We start from the raw sequence: 19,745 nt of genomic DNA on the forward strand, positions 1-19,745 counted from the left end.
TCACCAATCTTCGAGGGTAGCGCTGCTACCCTTTTTTTTCTGGAGTTTACTATGTCAATTGACTGGAACTGGGGCATTTTCCTGCAGCAAGCCCCGTTCGGCAACACCACCTATCTTGGCTGGCTGTGGAGCGGTTTTCAGGTCACGGTTGCACTGTCGATCACCGCCTGGATTATTGCGTTTCTCGTCGGCTCGTTGTTCGGTATTTTACGTACCGTCCCTAACCGTTTTCTCTCTTCGCTGGGAACCCTCTACGTCGAACTGTTCCGTAACGTTCCGTTAATCGTGCAGTTCTTTACCTGGTATCTGGTCATTCCTGAACTGTTACCGGAAGATATCGGCATGTGGTTCAAATCTGAACTGGATCCGAACGTTCAGTTCTTTGTCTCCTCGATGCTCTGCCTCGGCCTGTTTACCGCTGCCCGTGTTTGTGAGCAGGTACGTGCGGCGATCCAGTCGCTGCCACGCGGACAAAAAAATGCCGCACTGGCGATGGGTCTGACCCTGCCGCAGGCTTACCGCTATGTTCTGCTGCCGAATGCCTATCGCGTGATTGTGCCGCCGATGACCTCGGAGATGATGAACCTGGTGAAAAACTCGGCCATCGCCTCCACGATCGGTCTGGTGGATATGGCCGCGCAGGCGGGTAAACTGCTGGACTATTCCGCCCACGCGTGGGAATCCTTTACCGCCATTACCCTGGCGTACGTGCTGATTAACGCTGTGATTATGCTGGTGATGAACCTGGTCGAACGTAAAGTTCGCCTGCCGGGCAACCTGGGGGGCAAATAATGTACGAGTTTGACTGGAGTTCTATTGTTCCTTCCCTGCCCTACCTGATTGATGGGCTGATTATCACCCTGAAGATCACCCTGACGGCGGTGGTGGTCGGGATTGTCTGGGGTACGCTGCTGGCGGTGATGCGCCTGTCGAGCTTTAAGCCTGTCGCCTGGTTTGCAACGGCCTACGTCAACGTGTTTCGTTCCATCCCGCTGGTGATGGTGCTGCTGTGGTTCTATCTCATCGTACCCGGTCTGCTGCAGGACGTGCTTGGCCTGTCGCCGAAATCTGACATCCGCCTGATCTCGGCGATGGTGGCCTTCTCCATGTTTGAGGCGGCGTACTACTCGGAGATTATCCGTGCCGGGATCCAGAGTATCTCCCGCGGGCAGTCCAGCGCCGCGCTGGCGTTAGGCATGACCCACTGGCAGTCGATGAAGCTCATCATTCTGCCGCAGGCGTTCCGCGCCATGGTTCCGCTGCTGCTGACCCAGGGCATCGTATTGTTCCAGGACACCTCGCTGGTGTATGTACTGAGCCTGGCAGACTTCTTCCGTACCGCCTCCACCATCGGCGAGCGCGATGGTACTCAGGTTGAGATGATCCTGTTCGCAGGTGCGGTCTATTTTGCAATTAGTTTAAGCGCGTCGCTGTTGGTCAGCTGGCTGAAGAAAAGGACAGTGTAATGATTTCCCTGAAAAATGTTTCTAAATGGTATGGGCACTTTCAGGTGCTGACCGACTGCTCCACGGAAGTGAAAAAGGGCGAGGTGGTGGTGGTTTGCGGGCCGTCCGGCTCCGGTAAATCCACGCTGATCAAAACCGTGAACGGCCTTGAGCCAGTGCAGCAGGGCGAGATCACCGTCAACGGCACCAAAGTGAATGACAAGAAAACCAACCTGGCGAAGCTGCGCTCCAACGTCGGGATGGTGTTCCAGCACTTTGAACTGTTCCCGCATCTGTCGATCATTGAGAACCTGACCCTGGCCCAGGTAAAAGTCCTCAAGCGCGACAAAGCAGCAGCACGCGAGAAAGGCCTGAAACTGCTTGAGCGCGTAGGGCTTTCTGCACATGCCGATAAGTTCCCGGCGCAGCTCTCCGGCGGCCAGCAGCAGCGCGTGGCGATTGCCCGCGCGCTGTGCATGGATCCGGTGGCCATGCTGTTTGATGAACCCACGTCGGCACTCGATCCTGAGATGATCAACGAGGTGCTGGACGTCATGGTTGAGCTGGCCAATGAAGGGATGACCATGATGGTGGTGACCCACGAAATGGGCTTTGCGCGTAAAGTGGCGAACCGCGTCATCTTTATGGATGAAGGCAAAATCGTCGAGGATTCGGCCAAGGAAGATTTCTTTGCCAACCCTCAGTCCGAACGCGCTAAAGACTTCCTCGCCAAAATTCTGCATTAATCCCTCTGGTGCGCAATTGCTCAGATTGCGCACCGCTTCACGCTTTTCATCTGTTTGCCTCGTCTGCTCCTCTCTTCAGCGTTAGCCTTGTCACAAAACAACACTGAGAAATGGAGAATTCAATGGCACTACCTATTATCCTCGATTGCGACCCGGGTCATGATGACGCGATCGCTCTCGTCCTCGCCCTCGCCTCACCAGAACTGGAACTCAAGGCGGTGACCTCTTCTGCCGGAAACCAGACTCCGGACAAAACCCTGCGCAACGTGCTGCGAATGCTGACGCTTTTAAAACGCAGCGATATTCCGGTGGCTGGTGGGGCAACCAAGCCTCTGATGCGCGATTTGATTATTGCCGACAACGTGCACGGTGAAAGCGGTCTTGATGGCCCTGCCCTGCCTGAGCCCGATTTTGCCCCGCAGGATTGCACGGCCGTGGAACTGATGGCAAAGGTACTGCGTGAAAGCCCTGAACCGGTGACGCTGGTGGCAACCGGCCCGCAGACTAACGTCGCTCTGCTGTTGAACGCTCACCCTGAACTGCACACAAAAATCGCCCGGATTGTGATCATGGGCGGCGCGATGGGGCTGGGCAACTGGACGCCCGCGGCGGAATTCAACATTTATGTCGACCCCGAAGCCGCCGAAATCGTTTTTCAGTCCGGCATCCCGGTAGTAATGGCCGGGCTGGATGTGACGCACAAGGCGCAAATTATGGCGGAGGATATTGAGCGTTTTCGCCGTATTGGTAACCCGGTGGCGACCACAGTGGCGGAGCTGCTGGACTTCTTTATGGCTTACCATAAAGCGGAAAAATGGGGTTTCCACGGGGCGCCATTGCACGATCCCTGTACCATCGCCTGGCTACTTAAACCCGATATGTTCACCGCTATCGAGCGCTGGGTTGGCGTCGAGACGCAGGGGAAATATACCCAGGGTATGACCGTCGTGGATTATTACTTTTTAACCGGTAACTCCCCTAACGCCACGGTGTTAACAGATATAAACCGTGCCGCCTTTGTTGATCTGCTGGCGCAGAGACTTGCATTCTACAATTAATTCAAAAGCCTGCGCTCTTGTCCCAGGACCAGAGCGCAGAGATGAATCATTCAGCACATCTATTAAGATCATAATTTCAGCTATCAATTCATAAAGAATTAAGAAAAAGACACGTAGCACCGCGCTAACGCTTTCGCTATTATCCCTCATCTTTTTATAAAGGTATCACCCCAGTAAATTGTCAGTAAGTAAATCGGAATTAAGTACTCCTCAAAATATAATTCACTTTATTTCTATTATTATTCCGATAACCTCGACCATAAAAACGGCGTTAATTCAGGGATGGAACTCTGAATGATTAAGTCATTAAATCAACTTCAAATGAAATGGATTTCTTTTATGCGAAAAACTTGCGTTATGCTTATTACTGGCCTGTTTATTTATGCCGGGGGGGGTAAACATGTCTACGCCAGTAATAGTCATCCAGCCACCACACAATCGGAACAGGACAAAGCACGCCAGACGGCGTTAAAACCGATGGAGCAGGAATATACACCCGGCAGCATTTATACCGGTGAGAAAATGCTTAAGTTTCCTGAAGAGTCCGTCTGCAAATATATTAATGACGTGGTCATCGAATCAGATGACGCAGCCCTCACCCGCAGAATGCTCGGCAAATTGACCGCCCAGGCGAAATCACGATGCCTTGGCATAAATGGCATTCAACTACTGGCGCACGCGTTACAAAATGAACTTATCGCGCGTGGGTACATTACTTCACTGATTGATATCCCTTCTCAGGATATGGCGAATGGCATTCTAATCCTGACGTTGGTTTATGGCCGGGTAGGAGAAATAGCATATGATGCGAAAACCGAAAATGACGAAACCCGTCTGTGGAACACAATGCCCACCTCTTCAGATAACATATTAAATCTGAAAGACTTAGAAATGGGTATGGCGAATCTCCAGCGCCTCCCTGGCACATCGGCTCATATGAAATTACAGCCCGGGAAGCAGTACGGCGAAACCGACATCGTCATTACCCGCAAGCTGGATAAAATGTGGCAACTCGGCGCCTGGCTGGATGATGCGGGAAGCCGCGCCAGTGGACGCTATCAGGGCGGTGCTGCGCTGTACCTTTATGATTTGACTACCCTTGACGATATCCTTTATCTCGCTGCAGGCGGCGATGTGGAATATCAGCAGAAAAATGACGGCAACCATAACAGCAGCCTCTATTACTCTGTTCCCTTCGGCTACTGGAATCTTAGCGTTTATGCGTCTCACAGCACCTACCTGCAACAGTTCAGGGGGAATTACTCAACGGTAGATTATGAAAGCAAGAACCGTTATTACAGCGCCACGCTGGAACGACTGATCTCTCATACCCGGGACCAAAAAACCTCGCTGAGCGCACGAGTGTCTAAAAGCCGTTCCCGTTACTATTTTGGCGGTGAGGAATTGATGGTAATGCGTAAGCAAAATCCCGCCTGGGAACTGGGTGTACGCCACCAGCACTATTTCAACAAAAAGATCGTCGATGCCGGAATAACGATGCAGCATCGGTTAGGCTGGCTGAGCTCAACGCCAACGCCTGAAGAAAAGGCGGGTTTATATAATAAACAGGCACGCGTCGTTCGTGCCGACATTAAAGCATTAATGAAGTTTGACAATACCGGAGAAAAGTTCGCCTGGGCTCCGCATTTTAGTCTGCAAATTAGCCCTGATACCTTATCCAGCGATAATTTATTTAATATTGGCAACCGCTGGTCAGTAAGAGGGTTTGATGGTGAAAGCACGCTATCCAGTAACCAGGGATGGTATCTGCGCAATGATTTTATCTGGAACATCCCAACACCCGACCAGCAATTTTATGTCGGTCTTGATGCAGGAAAAATTATCGGCAGCGATCGGTATCAATCCGGAAAAGTATTATCCGGCGCGGTAGTGGGTTTGCGTGGGGAAAAACTGGCGACTCAATACGACCTTTTTATCGGCACACCACTTGTGAAACCCGAGAGTTATCATACTGATGCGCTTAATATGGGTTTTTCATTGCAATGGAGGTACTAAACAACATAAAGAATCACTCGTTTATTTAGCAGTAATTTTCGGAAATATTTTCATTAAAGGAATAATCACATGTTTAAATTTAAAATCAGCTATGTCGCCCTGGCGGCAGCACTTTCAGCAACTGGCGTAAACGCCGATCCTTTCAGCTATAACCATTTATCTGGCGCAAAAGTCATTGATATCGAAGCACCTAATGCTGCCGGTGTTTCGCATAATATGTACCGTGAATTTAACGTGAGTGATAAAGGTGCCATTCTGAACAACAGCGCGAGCGATGTTGTTCACGGCACGTTGGGTAATATTGCCAGGAACAATAATCTGGCTAACGGAAGCGCTTCCGTCATTCTTAACGAAGTAACTTCTAATAAATCCAGCGCCCTGAACGGTTTTATCGAGGTCAATGGTCAGAGAGCCGATGTCGTCATTGCTAACCCGAACGGCATCTCCTGCTCCGGCTGTAGCTTTGTCAACGCCAATAAAGTGGTTATGACAACCGGTAAAGTCAACATGACCGACGCCGGGGCTATCGGCAGCTACACCGTCACTGGCGGCAAAATTAGCATTGATGGTAATGGCATGAACGCTGCAGAAAACTATGCCGCTCTGCTGGCTGACGTTATCAGCCTCAACGGCCAGGTTAATGTTAAAAATGCCATGATAAGCGCCGGTAACTTCACCCTGAATAATAGCACTGGTCAGATCACCTCCGCCGGAAAAACAGCCACCCTGAAACAGATGCTCTTCCCTGAATACAGCATTGACGTCAGTGCGATGGGAGGTGTTAAAGCCGACAATATTACCATGGTGGGCAATAATCTCGGCTTTGGTGTACGCAATACTGGCGCAATTGTTGCGAAGGGCGTTCTGTCTATGGCCAGCAATGGTATGCTGGTAAACGAACGCTCAATTACCAACAATGGTATGGTGACCCAGATAATGTCTGCGGGAGAAATAAAAAACACAGGTAATATTTCAAGCGCCAATATTGCCGTACTGAATAGCGCCAATAATCTGGTTAATACCGGCACGATTTTCAGCGGTAACCAAATGGCCGTTTCAGCAGCCAGTGATCTCTCTAACAAAGGTACCATTAAAGCAATTAACGAGCTTGTAATTGCCACCAAAGGCAATCTGGAAAATATGGGTGCAGCATATATTCATTCTGGAAATAGGCTGACCATCTCCGCAGCGGGTAATATTACTCAAAAAGGTGGATCAATGTACGGTGCCAATACCGCGTTCACCTTCGGCGGAAACAGTTTCACTTCAGACCGTTATATTTATGGCACTGAAACTTTGCAAATTACGTCGACCAAAGACAACCAACTCTCCTCAGGTGAAATCATTAATTCAGGCTCAATGTCCGGTGGCGATATTCTCATTCAGACTAACGGCACCATCACCCAACACGCTAATAGCCAAATTAAGGCGAGCAAAAGTCTGACTACGGCAAGCAACTGGTTGAACAACTCCGGTTATATGGGAGGTACGTATACTACGGTCATGATTCAGAATAATAAAACTGATAACTACGGTCATATCGAGGGTACTGGGGTTAGCGTCATTACCTCCGGCGATCTGTATAACGAAGCGCTGATTCGCTCCTGGGGCGATCTCACCCTGAGTACGCAAAATAAAGGCAACATTATTAACCGCGGCCATATTACGGCTCAGAATACGCTGAACTTGACTGCCAAAAAAGTTGAGAACGGTGGTTATAAATGTGGTTTCCTGAATTTAAAAACCTGTGGCGTTGGTGCATTGACCGCTAACAAACTGATTCTGGATTCTTCCCATAAATATGCATCAAACATGGGCGGCAATCAGAACTTTAAAGCGACAGAAATCACTGCCAGATAAGCAGTACTTTAACAACGGTGCGCAAGTTTTGCGCACCGATTTACTGTAAAGTAGATAACTTTTTACTACGGATTCAAGGTTCAAATGGCCGACGCTGGAACTGGTCGTGGCCACATTTTGGACAGAGCGGCAGCATCTCTGGGGTATAGATGGCCAGATGAAAATGGCACTTCTCACACACCAAATTCCCCAGCCCGACAACCTCACCGCTGTGATACACCCCGTGATGGTTGAGATCCTGGAATACCTCGCGCCACTCCAGTTGGGTTTTATCGGTGATGTCCGCCAGCTCCTGCCACAGGCTCTCTTTGATCACCCGCATAAATACGCTGTCGTTGGCCTCATCCTGGCTCTCGCCATAGCTACGGGCAAACTCCTCCAGATCGCGGCGAACCGCGCGTGTCACCTCTTCCACTTCGGTGCGCGTTAACTCACCCGTCTGCATCACCTTAACGCGTGCATGCTCGACGAGCGCATCTATATCACGCTCACCGTTCCGCAGACGTTCTGTCAATGTGGCGACCAGTTCACGGTAAAATTGAGCAACCTTGTTCATCATTTTGCCTCCCGGGTAAGTAAACCTCTCTAATGATAGACCTTATTTGCGCCCCGCTTTGTCAGGTCATCCACACTCTGCGTAAATACCTGCAAGTCGCTTTTAGTGGTAAAGGCTGTTTTGACGCGGGCGTTTGGGCTATGCTATGCGGATCTGAATTACCACATCCATTGGCTACGTTTGTAGCTGTATTGAACACAGGACCACTGGCTGCCATGCAAGAGCAATACCGCCCGGAAGAGATAGAATCGAAAGTCCAGCAACACTGGGACGAGAAGCGCACTTTTGAAGTCACCGAAGACGAGAGCAAAGAGAAGTATTACTGCCTGTCGATGCTTCCCTATCCTTCTGGCCGACTACACATGGGCCACGTGCGTAACTACACCATCGGTGATGTGATCGCCCGTTATCAGCGCATGCTGGGCAAAAACGTCCTGCAGCCAATCGGCTGGGATGCGTTTGGTCTGCCTGCAGAAGGTGCAGCGGTAAAAAACAACACTGCGCCAGCGCCATGGACCTACGACAACATCGCCTACATGAAAAACCAGCTCAAGATGCTGGGCTTTGGCTATGACTGGAGCCGCGAGCTGGCAACCTGCACCCCTGAATACTACCGCTGGGAGCAGAAGTTCTTCACCGAGCTGTATAAAAAAGGCCTGGTGTACAAGAAAACCTCTGCCGTTAACTGGTGCCCGAACGATCAGACCGTTCTCGCTAACGAACAGGTCATCGACGGCTGCTGCTGGCGCTGCGACACCAAGGTTGAACGTAAAGAGATCCCACAGTGGTTTATCAAAATCACCGCTTACGCCGACGAACTGCTGAACGATCTGGATAATCTGGACCACTGGCCAGATACCGTTAAGACCATGCAGCGCAACTGGATCGGCCGCTCTGAAGGCGTGGAGATCACCTTCAACGTTGAGAACTACGATCAGACTCTGACCGTTTACACTACCCGTCCGGACACCTTCATGGGTGCGACCTACCTGGCCGTTGCCGCAGGTCACCCTCTGGCGCAGAAAGCGGCAGAGAACAATCCGGAACTGGCAGCCTTCATCGACGAATGCCGCAACACCAAAGTGGCCGAAGCCGACATGGCAACGATGGAGAAAAAAGGCGTTGCCACCGGTTTCTACGCGACGCACCCGCTGACTGGCGAAGCGATCCCGGTCTGGGCCGCCAACTTCGTTCTGATGGAGTACGGTACCGGCGCAGTTATGGCCGTTCCGGGTCACGATCAGCGCGACTACGAATTTGCCACTAAATACAACCTGGCGATCAAGCCGGTTATCCTGGCTGCGGATGGCTCAGAGCCGGACCTGTCCGAACAGGCATTGACTGAAAAAGGCACCCTGTTTAACTCCGGCGAATTTAGCGGCCTGAGCTTTGAAGAAGGCTTCAACGCCATTGCTGACAAACTGGCCGCGCTGGGCGTCGGCGAGCGTAAAGTTAACTACCGTCTGCGCGACTGGGGTGTTTCCCGTCAGCGTTACTGGGGCGCACCGATTCCGATGGTTACCCTGGAAGACGGTACCGTGATGCCAACGCCAGAAGATCAGCTGCCGGTGATCCTGCCGGAAGATGTGGTTATGGATGGCATCTCCAGCCCGATCAAAGCCGATCCTGAGTGGGCGAAAACCACCGTTAACGGTATGCCTGCGCTGCGTGAGACCGACACCTTCGACACCTTTATGGAGTCCTCCTGGTACTACGCGCGCTACACCTGCCCGCAGTATCAGGAAGGCATGCTGGATTCCAAAGCAGCAAACTACTGGCTGCCGGTGGATATCTACATCGGTGGTATCGAACACGCCATCATGCACCTGCTCTACTTCCGCTTCTTCCACAAGCTGATGCGCGACGCAGGCATGGTGAACTCTGACGAGCCAGCGAAACAGCTGCTGTGTCAGGGCATGGTGCTGGCAGACGCCTTCTACTACGTGGGCGCGAACGGCGAGCGTAACTGGGTCTCCCCGGTTGATGCCATCGTTGAGCGCGACGAGAAAGGCCGTATCGTTAAGGCGAAAGACGCCGCGGGCCACGAGCTGGTTTACACCGGCATGAGCAAAATGTCGAAGTCCAAAAACAACGGCATTGACCCGCAGGTGATGGTTGAGCGCTACGGTGCCGACACCGTGCGTCTGTTCATGATGTTTGCCTCTCCGGCAGATATGACCCTTGAGTGGCAGGAGTCCGGCGTTGAAGGGGCTAACCGCTTCCTGAAACGTGTCTGGAAACTGGTTTACGAGCACACCTCTCAGGGTGACGCCCCGGCGCTGGATACCGCTGCACTGACTGAAGATCAGCAGGCGCTTCGTCGCGATGTTCATAAAACGATTGCCAAAGTGACCGATGATATTGGTCGCCGTCAGACCTTCAACACCGCAATTGCGGCTATTATGGAATTGATGAACAAGCTGGCGAAAGCCCCGCAGGACGGCGAGCAGGATCGTGCCATCATGCGTGAAGCGCTGCTGGCGGTCGTACGTATGCTGAACCCGTTCACCCCACACGCCAGCTTTACCCTGTGGCAGGAGCTGAACGGCGAAGGCGATATCGACAATGCACCGTGGCCGGTGGCGGATGAATCCGCAATGGTTGAAAACACCACCCTGGTCGTTGTGCAGGTAAACGGTAAAGTCCGCGGTAAAATCACTGTTCCGGTTGATGCAACCGAAGAGCAGGTACGCGAACGTGCTGGCCAGGAGCATCTGGTGGCGAAGTATCTTGATGGCGTTACCGTACGTAAAGTGATCTACGTACCTGGTAAACTGCTGAACCTGGTCGTTGGCTAAGCGCGGGAGGAAGCGTGCGACAACTGGCAACATTACTGTTATCGCTGGCGGTGCTGGTCACCGCCGGATGTGGCTGGCACCTGCGCAACACCACACAGGTGCCGGAACAGATGAAAACGATGATTTTCGATTCGGGGGATCCTAATGGTCCGCTTAGCCGTGCCATTCGTAACCAGCTGCGCCTTAACGGCGTTGATCTGATCGAGAAAAGTACGCTGCGCCAGGATATCCCGTCGTTCCGCGTCTTAAGCTCTACCCTGAGCCAGGACACCGCCTCCATCTTCCAGGATGGTCGTACTGCGGAATACCAGATGGTGATGGAAGTGCACGCTGCGGTTCTGATCCCGGGTAGCGATATTTACCCAATCAGCACCAAGGTCTACCGTTCGTTCTTCGATAACCCGCAGACAGCCCTTGCGAAAGACGCTGAGCAGACCATTATCGTGAACGAAATGTATGACAAGGCAGCGGAGCAGCTGATCCGTAAGCTGCCGAGCGTCCATTCCGCTGAAAAAGAGAACGCCCAGAAGGCTACACCTGCGGCATCCTCATCTCGCGTCTCCACGACGCTGGGTCAGTAATGCTCAGGTTGTACCCTGAACAACTCCGCGCGCAGCTCAATGAAGGGCTGCGCGCGGCGTATCTACTGCTCGGAAACGACCCACTTTTGCTTCAGGAGAGCCAGGACGCCGTTCGTCAGATTGCGGCCAGCCAGGGCTTTGAGGAGCACCACAGTTTCACTCTGGATAACAGCACCGACTGGCAGGAAATTTTCTCGCTCTGCCAGGCGATGAGCCTGTTTGCCGCCCGGCAAACCCTGCTTATTCAGCTCCCGGAAAATGGCCCTAACGCGGCCATCAACGAACAGCTTGCCACGTTGGTTAGCCTGCTGCACAGCGATCTGCTGCTGATTGTTCGTGGCAACAAGCTAACTAAGGCGCAGGAGAATGCCGCCTGGTTTACCGCGCTGGCAAACCATTCGGTGCAGGTATCCTGCCAGACCCCGGAGCAGGCACATCTGCCCAAATGGGTAGCGGCCCGGGCAAAACAGCTGAATCTGCAGCTGGATGACGCCGCGAACCAGCTACTCTGTTACTGTTACGAAGGCAATTTGCTGGCCCTTGCCCAGGCGCTGGAACGTCTGTCATTGCTCTGGCCGGATGGCAAACTGACCTTACCGCGCGTTGAGCAGGCGGTTAACGACGCGGCGCACTTCACCCCTTTCCACTGGGTCGATGCCCTGCTGTCCGCAAAGAGCAAACGCGCTCTGCATATCCTGCAGCAGCTGCGTCTCGAAGGCAGCGAGCCGGTTATTCTGCTGCGCACCCTGCAGCGCGAACTGCTGCTGCTGGTTACGCTGAAACGTCAGTCAACACATACGCCCCTGCGCGCGCTGTTTGATAAGCACCGGGTCTGGCAGAATCGCCGCGGCATGACAACTGAAGCCTTGAACCGACTGAGCCCGGAACAGCTGCGCCAGGCCGTTCAGCTTCTGACGCGCACCGAGCTGACCCTGAAGCAGGATTACGGTCAGTCGATCTGGTCTGAGCTGGAAAGCCTCTCCCTGCTGCTGTGCCACAAGGCGCTGGCCGATATCTTTATAGAAGGTTGAGATGCATTCTTTACAGGCACTGTATGGCGGCACCTTTGACCCGGTCCACTACGGGCATCTGAAACCGGTCGAGATCCTCGCCAACCAGATTGGCCTGCAGCGCGTCACGATAATGCCCAACAACGTGCCGCCGCATCGCCCGCAGCCAGAAGCCACTCCCGCCCAGCGCAAAGAGATGCTGGCGCTGGCTATTGCCGATAAGCCGCTGTTTGTTCTTGATGAGCGAGAGCTGCGCCGGGACAGCCCTTCGTATACCGCGCAGACTTTACAGGCCTGGCGCAGCGAACAAGGGCCGGAAAAACCGCTGGCGTTTATTATCGGTCAGGACTCGCTGCTCAATTTCCCCACCTGGTATCAGTATCAGACGATCCTCGATAACAGCCACTTAATCGTCTGCCGTCGTCCGGGCTATCCCCTGACGATGAAAGAGGAGCAGCACCAGCTGTGGCTGGAGCAGCATCTGACGTATCAGGTTGAGGATCTGCACAATCTGCCGGCCGGCAAAATTTACCTCGCGGAAACCCCCTGGTTTGATATCTCAGCGACGCTTATCCGCCAGCGTCTGCAGCAGGGACTCCCCTGTGATGAGATGTTACCGCTGCCGGTGTTAAGTTACATTCAGCAGCAGGGCCTGTATCAGAAAAGCAGCAACTGACTGGCGTGCGGGAGAAAAAGCGTGCCATTCGCGCTCTCGCCATTGACACCCCCGTCCAGGCTGATATCCTCCGCTGCCAGACTTCCCGCCAGCACGGTTTTACAAAAACTGTTTTACAAAAATGGCGATGCAATCTCCGGCATAGGGTGGGATGATACCCGCCTTCGCATGCCCGTCCGGTGACATTTGTCCCGACACTGCAGCCAGTTCAGGTATACTGTCTGGCTACGAATTTACAGTTATTCAATCTCACTCTCCCAGGGGGAAAACTTGCAGGGTAAAGCACTCCAGGATTTTGTTATCGACAAAATTGATGATCTGAAAGGTCAGGACATCATTGCCATCGACGTTCAGGGCAAATCAAGCATCACCGATTGCATGATTATCTGCACCGGCACCTCCACTCGCCATGTTGCTTCCATCGCTGACCATGTGGTTCAGGAATCTCGCGCTGCCGGCATGCTGCCGCTCGGCGTTGAAGGCGAAGCCACCGCTGACTGGGTCGTCGTTGACCTTGGCGATGTGATTGTCCACGTCATGCAGGAAGAGAGCCGTCGCCTGTATGAGCTGGAAAAACTCTGGGGTTAATGCGTGAAGCTGCAACTGGTAGCCGTCGGTACAAAAATGCCCGACTGGGTACAAACGGGGTTTACTGAATATCTGCGTCGTTTTCCAAAAGACATGCCGTTTGAGCTGGTGGAGATCCCCGCTGGCAAACGCGGCAAAAACGCGGATATCAAGCGTATTCTCGATAAAGAGGGTGAACTGATGCTGGCTGCCGCAGGCAAAAACCGCATCGTCACTCTCGATATTCCGGGTAAACCCTGGGATACGCCGCAGCTGGCGCACGAACTGGAGCGCTGGAAGCAGGACGGTCGCGACGTCAGCCTGTTAATTGGCGGTCCGGAGGGATTATCTCCCGCCTGTAAAGCGGCAGCAGAACAAAGTTGGTCTCTCTCCGCGTTGACGCTTCCCCACCCGCTGGTCCGGGTTCTGGTTGCTGAAAGCCTCTATCGCGCGTGGAGCATCACGACCAACCACCCTTATCACCGTGAGTAATGATTAAGTCTTGGGTAGATTAAGCAGCGGATGAAACTACAGAATTCTTTTCGCGACTATACGGCTGAGTCCGCGCTGTTTGTGCGCCGGGCGCTGGTCGCCTTTTTGGGGATTTTGCTGCTGACGGGCGTGCTGATCGCCAACCTCTATAATCTGCAGATTGTCCGTTTTACCGATTACCAGACCCGCTCCAACGAAAACCGCATCAAACTCGTCCCCATCGCCCCCAGTCGCGGCATTATCTATGACCGTAACGGTACGCCGCTGGCGCTGAACCGCACGATCTATCAGATTGAAATGATGCCTGAGAAGGTCGATAACGTGCAGCAGACGCTTGATGCGCTGCGCAGCGTGGTGGATCTGAACGATGACGATATCGCCGCCTTCAAAAAAGAGCGTTCGCGCTCGCATCGCTTTACGTCAATCCCGGTAAAAACCAACCTCACCGAAGTGCAGGTTGCCCGTTTCGCCGTAAACCAGTACCGCTTTCCCGGCGTGGAAGTTAAGGGCTACAAGCGTCGCTTCTACCCGTACGGTTCCGCGCTGACGCACGTCATCGGCTATGTCTCGAAAATTAACGATAAAGACGTCGACAGGCTGGATAAAGACGGCAAGCTCGCCAACTACGCGGCAACGCACGATATCGGCAAGCTGGGTATTGAACGCTATTACGAAGACCTGCTCCACGGTCAGACCGGTTACGAAGAAGTTGAGGTCAACAACCGCGGCCGTGTGATCCGCCAGTTGAAAGAGGTGCCGCCCCAGGCTGGGCATGACATCTATCTGACCCTGGATCTCAAACTCCAGCAGTATATTGAAACCCTGCTGGCGGGCAGCCGTGCGGCGGTCATTGTGAGCGACCCGCGCAGCGGCAGCATTCTGTCGCTGGTGTCGACCCCAAGCTATGACCCGAACCTGTTCGTCGATGGTATCTCCAGTAAAGACTACTCTGGCCTGCTCAACGATCCGAACACGCCGCTGGTCAACCGCGCGACGCAGGGGGTCTATCCGCCTGCGTCAACGGTTAAACCGTACGTGGCGGTCTCCGCCCTGAGCGCAGGGGTGATCACCCGCAATACCGGCCTCTTCGACCCGGGCTGGTGGCAGCTGCCGGGTTCCGAAAAACGCTACCGCGACTGGAAAAAGTGGGGCCACGGCCACCTGAACGTCACCAAATCGCTGGAAGAGTCGGCGGATACCTTCTTCTACCAGGTCGCCTACGACATGGGTATCGACCGTCTGTCCGAATGGATGGGCAAATTTGGCTATGGCCATTACACCGGGATCGACCTGTCGGAAGAGCGCTCCGGCAACATGCCAACCCGCGAATGGAAGCTGAAACGCTTTAAAAAGCCCTGGTATCAGGGTGACACCATTCCGGTGGGGATCGGCCAGGGCTACTGGACCGCGACCCCGATTCAGATGAACAAAGCGCTGATGATCCTTATCAACGACGGGGTGGTGAAAGTGCCGCACCTGCTGATGAGCACCGTTGAAGACGGCAAAAAAGTGCCATGGTCGCAGCCGCATGAGCCGCCGGTGGGTGATATCCACTCCGGCTACTGGGAAATTGCCAAAGACGGGATGTACGGCGTTGCCAACCGCGCGAACGGTACGGCGCACAAGTACTTTGCCGGGGCTCCGTATAAAATCGCGGCAAAATCCGGTACCGCGCAGGTCTTCGGCCTGAAGGCGAACGAAACCTATAACGCACACAAAATTGCTGAACGTCTGCGTGACCACAAGCTGATGATTGCGTTTGCTCCTTATGATAACCCGCAGGTTGCGGTGTCGATTATTCTGGAAAACGGCGGTGCCGGCCCGGCGGTCGGTACCATTATGCGCCAGATCCTTGACCACATTATGCTGGGTGACAACAACACTGAATTGCCGAGCGAGAGCCCGGCTGCCGCTGGCGCGGAGGACCAATAATCGTGACCGATAATCCGAATAAAAAATCGCTGTGGGACAAGATCCACATCGACCCGGCCATGCTGCTGATCCTGCTGGCGCTGCTGGTTTACAGCGCTCTGGTTATCTGGAGTGCCAGCGGTCAGGATCTCGGGATGACCGAACGTAAGATCGGCCAGATCACCATGGGTCTGGTGATCATGGTGGTGATGGCGCAGATCCCGCCGCGCGTCTATGAAGGCTGGGCGCCCTATCTCTACATTTTCTGTATTATTCTGCTGGTGGCGGTAGATGCCTTTGGGGCTATTTCGAAAGGCGCGCAGCGCTGGCTCGACCTGGGTATCGTGCGTTTTCAGCCCTCCGAGATTGCGAAAATCGCCGTCCCGTTAATGGTGGCGCGCTTCATCAACCGTGATGTTTGTCCGCCGTCGTTGAAAAATACTGCGATTGCGCTGGTGCTGATCTTCCTGCCTACGTTGCTGGTTGCAGCCCAGCCGGACCTCGGCACCTCGATTCTTATCGCCCTTTCCGGCCTGTTCGTGCTGTTCCTCTCCGGGCTGAGCTGGCGGCTTATCGGGATTGCGGTGGTGCTGGTCGCGGCCTTTATCCCGATCCTGTGGTTCTTCCTGATGCACGATTATCAGCGTCAGCGCGTGATGATGCTGCTTGATCCGGAGAGCGACCCGCTCGGAGCAGGCTATCATATTATACAGTCGAAGATTGCGATCGGCTCTGGCGGCCTGCGCGGTAAGGGCTGGCTGCACGGTACTCAGTCACAGCTTGAGTTCCTGCCGGAACGTCATACCGACTTTATCTTCGCGGTTCTGGCCGAAGAGTTGGGCCTGGTGGGCATTTTGATTCTGCTGGCGCTCTATCTGCTGCTAATCATGCGTGGATTGTGGATCGCCGCCCGCGCGCAAACCACCTTTGGTCGCGTCATGGCCGGTGGCTTGATGTTGATTTTATTCGTTTATGTTTTCGTAAATATTGGTATGGTGAGCGGTATTCTGCCGGTGGTTGGCGTACCGCTTCCCCTGGTGAGTTACGGAGGCTCGGCCCTGATTGTACTGATGGCCGGGTTCGGGATCGTCATGTCGATCCACACACACAGAAAAATGTTGTCAAAAAGCGTATAAGGGGCACGCAATGCGTAAGCAGTGGTCTGGGATCTGCATCGCAGTGAGTTTACTGGCAGCCTGTACAAGTGACGATGGTCAGCAGCAAGCGACCGTCGCGCCGCCGCAGCCAGCCGTATGTAATGGACCGGTGGTTGAGATCAGCGGAGCCGATCCGCGTTTTGAACCACTGAGCGCTACCGCGAATCAGGATTACGAACGTGACGGTAAAAGCTACAAAATCGTTCAGGATCTGTCCCGATTCAGTCAGGCAGGCCTGGCGGCGATTTATGATGCCGAGCCGGGAAGCAACCTGACCGCATCCGGTGAAGCCTTCGATCCGATGCAGCTGACGGCTGCGCATCCCACCCTCCCCATTCCGAGCTACGCGCGTATTACTAACCTGGCGAATGGCCGGATGATTGTGGTGCGTATCAACGACCGTGGCCCTTACGGCAACGACCGCGTTATTTCGCTGTCACGCGCAGCGGCTGACCGTCTGAACACCTCAAATAACACCAAAGTCCGGATCGACCCGATTATTGTCGCCCAGGACGGCTCTCTGTCCGGCCCGGGTATGGCCTGTACCACTGTGGCTAAACAGACTTATGCCCTGCCCGCGCGTCCCGACCTGAGCGGCGGTATGGGTAGCGCGTCGTCCGCATCCGAACCGATGCCTGCAGAGGGTGACGTGCGCCCCATCAGCAACGACACGCTGAAAAGCGAAGACAGCATGGGCGCGCCGGTCAGCAGCAGCGGCTTCCTCGGTGCACCGACGACCCTCGCCTCTGGCGTGCTGGAAGGCAGTGAACCGCCAGCGCCACAGCCGGTTGTCACCGCCCCGGTGAACCAGACGGCGCCGGTCACGGCGCCTGTCTCTGCCCCAGTTCAGGCTCCCGTTGCGGCCCCTGTTTCCGCCCCTGCTCAGGCCGGTGGCTATGTCGTTCAGGTTGGCGCAGTGAGCGATCGGGCGCGTGCTCAGCAGTATCAGCAGCGTCTCGGCCAGCAGTTTGGCGTTCCGGGTCGCGTTGAGCAAAATGGCGCGGTCTGGCGTATCCAGCTTGGCCCGTTTGCCAACAAATCTGAGGCCGCTGCGTTACAGCAACGCCTGCAGAATGAAGCGCAGTTACAGTCGTTTATCGCTGTTGCGAAATGATTAATCAGCGGTATCCGAATTGTCAGTATTTGTAATGCTGATTCACACTCTCATGCTGAAAGTCGGATGCCTGCCTGTATAGCATTTGCTATAGTAAGGCACTTTTTTTAATTCCATCACGGATGTCGTTGTTCTGACCATGAAGACCACTTTCTCCGCTCGTTTTATGCAGCGCATGGCGCTCACTACGGCGCTCTGCGCAGCCACGCTCTCTGTTGCTCACGCCGATGACCTTAATATCAAGACCATGATCCCGGGCGTTCCGCAGATCGACGCGGAATCCTACATCCTGATCGACTACAACTCCGGCAAAGTGTTGGCTGAACAGAACGCTGACGCACGTCGCGACCCGGCCAGCCTGACCAAAATGATGACCAGCTATGTCATCGGCCAGGCGATGAAAGCAGGTAAATTCAAAGAGACAGACCTTGTCACCATCGGCAACGACGCGTGGGCCACCGGCAACCCGGTATTCAAAGGCTCATCACTGATGTTCCTGAAACCGGGCATGCAGGTTCCCGTCTCTCAGTTGATCCGTGGTATCAATCTGCAGTCCGGTAACGATGCCTGCGTGGCAATGGCCGATTTTGCCGCCGGCAGCCAGGACGCTTTCGTTGGTCTGATGAACAGCTACGTGAGCGCGCTGGGTCTGAAAAATAGCCACTTCCAGACCGTTCACGGCCTGGATGCGGACGGTCAGTACAGCTCTGCGCGCGATATGGCGCTGATTGGCCAGGCGCTGATCCGTGACGTGCCGAACGAATACACCATCTACAAAGAGAAAGAGTTCACCTTTAACGGTATCCGTCAGACCAACCGCAACGGCCTGCTGTGGGATAACAGCCTGAACGTTGACGGCATCAAAACCGGTCACACCGATAAAGCGGGTTACAACCTGGTGGCCTCAGCGACAGAGGGCCAGATGCGTCTGATCTCTGCGGTAATGGGCGGCCGTACCTTCAAAGGGCGTGAAACCGAAAGCAAGAAACTGCTGACCTGGGGCTTCCGCTTCTTCGAAACCGTGAACCCGCTGAAAGCAGGTAAAGAGTTCGCCTCTGAACCGGTCTGGTTCGGTGATAACGACCGTGCCTCACTGGGCGTGGATAAAGATCTCTACCTGACCATTCCCCGTGGCCGTATGAAAGACCTGAAGGCCAGCTATGTGCTGAACTCCAGCGAGCTGCACGCCCCGCTGCAGAAAAACCAGGTTGTCGGCACCATCAACTTCCAGCTCGATGGTAAAACCATCGATCAGCGCCCTCTCGTGGTGCTGGATGAAATCCCTGAAGGCAATTTCTTCGGCAAAATCATTGATTACATTAAATTGATGTTCCATCACTGGTTTGGTTAAGAATTGAACACTTGAAAGTGTGATTTCTGTCCCCATATACTATGTAACCTGATAACTCCCACCCGACGTGGGAGTTATTATTTTTTTGACGTACTGCCGGAGCTCCCATGAAAACCAAACTTAATGAACTGCTTGAATTCCCTACTCCTTTTACTTACAAAGTAATGGGACAGGCGTTGCCTGAGCTGGTTGATCAGGTGGTTGAGGTAGTACAGCGCCATGCGCCAGGTGACTACTCTCCGACGGTGAAACCCAGCAGCAAAGGCAACTACCATTCCGTTTCGATCACCATCACTGCCACCCATATTGAACAAGTCGAGACCCTGTATGAAGAGCTCGGCAACATCGATATCGTTCGCATGGTGCTGTAACGCCTTTCGGTTACCCGCATCGCCGGGTAACCTGTT

General features: G+C 53.9%; 18 protein-coding genes. 17 read left to right on the forward strand and 1 reads right to left on the reverse strand.

Annotated elements, in window-relative coordinates:
* Positions 1-51 precede the first annotated feature (51 nt).
* The 6 genes from gltJ (at position 52) to FFB58_RS08420 (ending at position 7,125) form a co-directional block, all read left to right on the forward strand.
* Positions 52-792 (forward strand): glutamate/aspartate ABC transporter permease GltJ, encoded by a 741-nt coding sequence (gltJ, locus tag FFB58_RS08395; protein WP_039031354.1) that lies wholly within the window; start codon positions 52-54, stop codon positions 790-792.
* Entirely contained in the window at positions 792-1,466 is a 675-nt protein-coding gene (gene gltK / locus FFB58_RS08400) for a glutamate/aspartate ABC transporter permease GltK (protein ID WP_039031355.1), read from the forward strand. Before gltJ ends, gltK begins: the two co-directional genes overlap by 1 nt.
* On the forward strand, positions 1,466-2,191 hold the full coding sequence (locus FFB58_RS08405; protein WP_138369598.1) for an amino acid ABC transporter ATP-binding protein: 726 nt from the start codon (positions 1,466-1,468) through the stop codon (positions 2,189-2,191). Before gltK ends, FFB58_RS08405 begins: the two co-directional genes overlap by 1 nt.
* 122 nt (positions 2,192-2,313) lie before the next feature.
* Positions 2,314-3,249, forward strand: coding sequence for a pyrimidine-specific ribonucleoside hydrolase RihA (rihA, locus tag FFB58_RS08410; protein WP_138369599.1), 936 nt, complete (start codon positions 2,314-2,316; stop codon positions 3,247-3,249).
* Positions 3,250-3,606: 357 nt separating this feature from the next.
* Positions 3,607-5,265, forward strand: a complete 1,659-nt coding sequence (locus FFB58_RS08415; RefSeq protein ID WP_138369724.1) for a ShlB/FhaC/HecB family hemolysin secretion/activation protein — start codon at positions 3,607-3,609, stop codon at positions 5,263-5,265.
* A 69-nt stretch (positions 5,266-5,334) separates the two neighbouring features.
* A complete protein-coding gene (locus FFB58_RS08420; RefSeq protein WP_138369600.1) occupies positions 5,335-7,125 on the forward strand; it encodes a filamentous hemagglutinin N-terminal domain-containing protein in 1,791 nt (596 codons plus the stop codon).
* A 73-nt stretch (positions 7,126-7,198) separates the two neighbouring features.
* Here the strand turns inward: FFB58_RS08420 and FFB58_RS08425 are convergent, their stop codons facing one another.
* Positions 7,199-7,681 (reverse strand): zinc ribbon-containing protein, encoded by a 483-nt coding sequence (locus tag FFB58_RS08425; RefSeq protein ID WP_039031453.1) that lies wholly within the window; start codon positions 7,679-7,681, stop codon positions 7,199-7,201.
* A gap of 215 nt (positions 7,682-7,896) precedes the next feature.
* Between FFB58_RS08425 and leuS the strand changes: the two genes are divergently transcribed.
* The 11 genes from leuS (at position 7,897) to ybeD (ending at position 19,709) form a co-directional block, all read left to right on the forward strand.
* Complete coding sequence (gene leuS, locus FFB58_RS08430; RefSeq protein WP_138369601.1) at positions 7,897-10,479, forward strand: leucine--tRNA ligase; 2,583 nt, start codon at positions 7,897-7,899, stop codon at positions 10,477-10,479.
* A 14-nt stretch (positions 10,480-10,493) separates the two neighbouring features.
* Positions 10,494-11,060: an LPS assembly lipoprotein LptE gene (gene lptE, locus FFB58_RS08435; RefSeq protein ID WP_039031360.1), complete on the forward strand. Its 567-nt coding sequence runs from the start codon at positions 10,494-10,496 to the stop codon at positions 11,058-11,060.
* Positions 11,060-12,091 (forward strand): DNA polymerase III subunit delta, encoded by a 1,032-nt coding sequence (gene holA, locus FFB58_RS08440; RefSeq protein ID WP_039031361.1) that lies wholly within the window; start codon positions 11,060-11,062, stop codon positions 12,089-12,091. Before lptE ends, holA begins: the two co-directional genes overlap by 1 nt.
* A 1-nt stretch (position 12,092) precedes the next feature.
* Positions 12,093-12,746 carry a nicotinate-nucleotide adenylyltransferase gene (gene nadD, locus FFB58_RS08445; protein WP_138369602.1) on the forward strand — a complete coding sequence of 218 codons (654 nt, stop codon included), beginning with the start codon at positions 12,093-12,095 and terminating at the stop codon, positions 12,744-12,746.
* A 270-nt stretch (positions 12,747-13,016) separates the two neighbouring features.
* Entirely contained in the window at positions 13,017-13,334 is a 318-nt protein-coding gene (gene rsfS, locus FFB58_RS08450) for a ribosome silencing factor (protein WP_032617029.1), read from the forward strand.
* A gap of 3 nt (positions 13,335-13,337) precedes the next feature.
* Positions 13,338-13,805, forward strand: a complete 468-nt coding sequence (gene rlmH, locus FFB58_RS08455) for a 23S rRNA (pseudouridine(1915)-N(3))-methyltransferase RlmH (protein ID WP_003858701.1) — start codon at positions 13,338-13,340, stop codon at positions 13,803-13,805.
* Positions 13,806-13,835: 30 nt separating this feature from the next.
* Positions 13,836-15,737: a peptidoglycan DD-transpeptidase MrdA gene (gene mrdA / locus FFB58_RS08460; RefSeq protein ID WP_039031363.1), complete on the forward strand. Its 1,902-nt coding sequence runs from the start codon at positions 13,836-13,838 to the stop codon at positions 15,735-15,737.
* 2 nt (positions 15,738-15,739) lie between these two features.
* On the forward strand, positions 15,740-16,852 hold the full coding sequence (mrdB, locus tag FFB58_RS08465) for a peptidoglycan glycosyltransferase MrdB (protein ID WP_039031364.1): 1,113 nt from the start codon (positions 15,740-15,742) through the stop codon (positions 16,850-16,852).
* A gap of 10 nt (positions 16,853-16,862) precedes the next feature.
* Positions 16,863-17,987 (forward strand): endolytic peptidoglycan transglycosylase RlpA, encoded by a 1,125-nt coding sequence (gene rlpA / locus FFB58_RS08470; protein ID WP_039031365.1) that lies wholly within the window; start codon positions 16,863-16,865, stop codon positions 17,985-17,987.
* Between the two features lie 139 nt (positions 17,988-18,126).
* Positions 18,127-19,338 (forward strand): D-alanyl-D-alanine carboxypeptidase DacA, encoded by a 1,212-nt coding sequence (gene dacA / locus FFB58_RS08475; RefSeq protein WP_039031366.1) that lies wholly within the window; start codon positions 18,127-18,129, stop codon positions 19,336-19,338.
* A gap of 107 nt (positions 19,339-19,445) precedes the next feature.
* The gene (ybeD, locus tag FFB58_RS08480) at positions 19,446-19,709 is read left to right on the forward strand and encodes a DUF493 family protein YbeD (RefSeq protein ID WP_003022706.1); all 264 of its coding nucleotides are present in this window, start codon (positions 19,446-19,448) and stop codon (positions 19,707-19,709) included.
* Positions 19,710-19,745: the final 36 nt, after the last annotated feature.

Origin of the sequence: Enterobacter sp. MF024 (genome assembly GCF_005843915.1) — a bacterium.
Lineage (GTDB): Bacteria > Pseudomonadota > Gammaproteobacteria > Enterobacterales > Enterobacteriaceae > Enterobacter > Enterobacter barmai.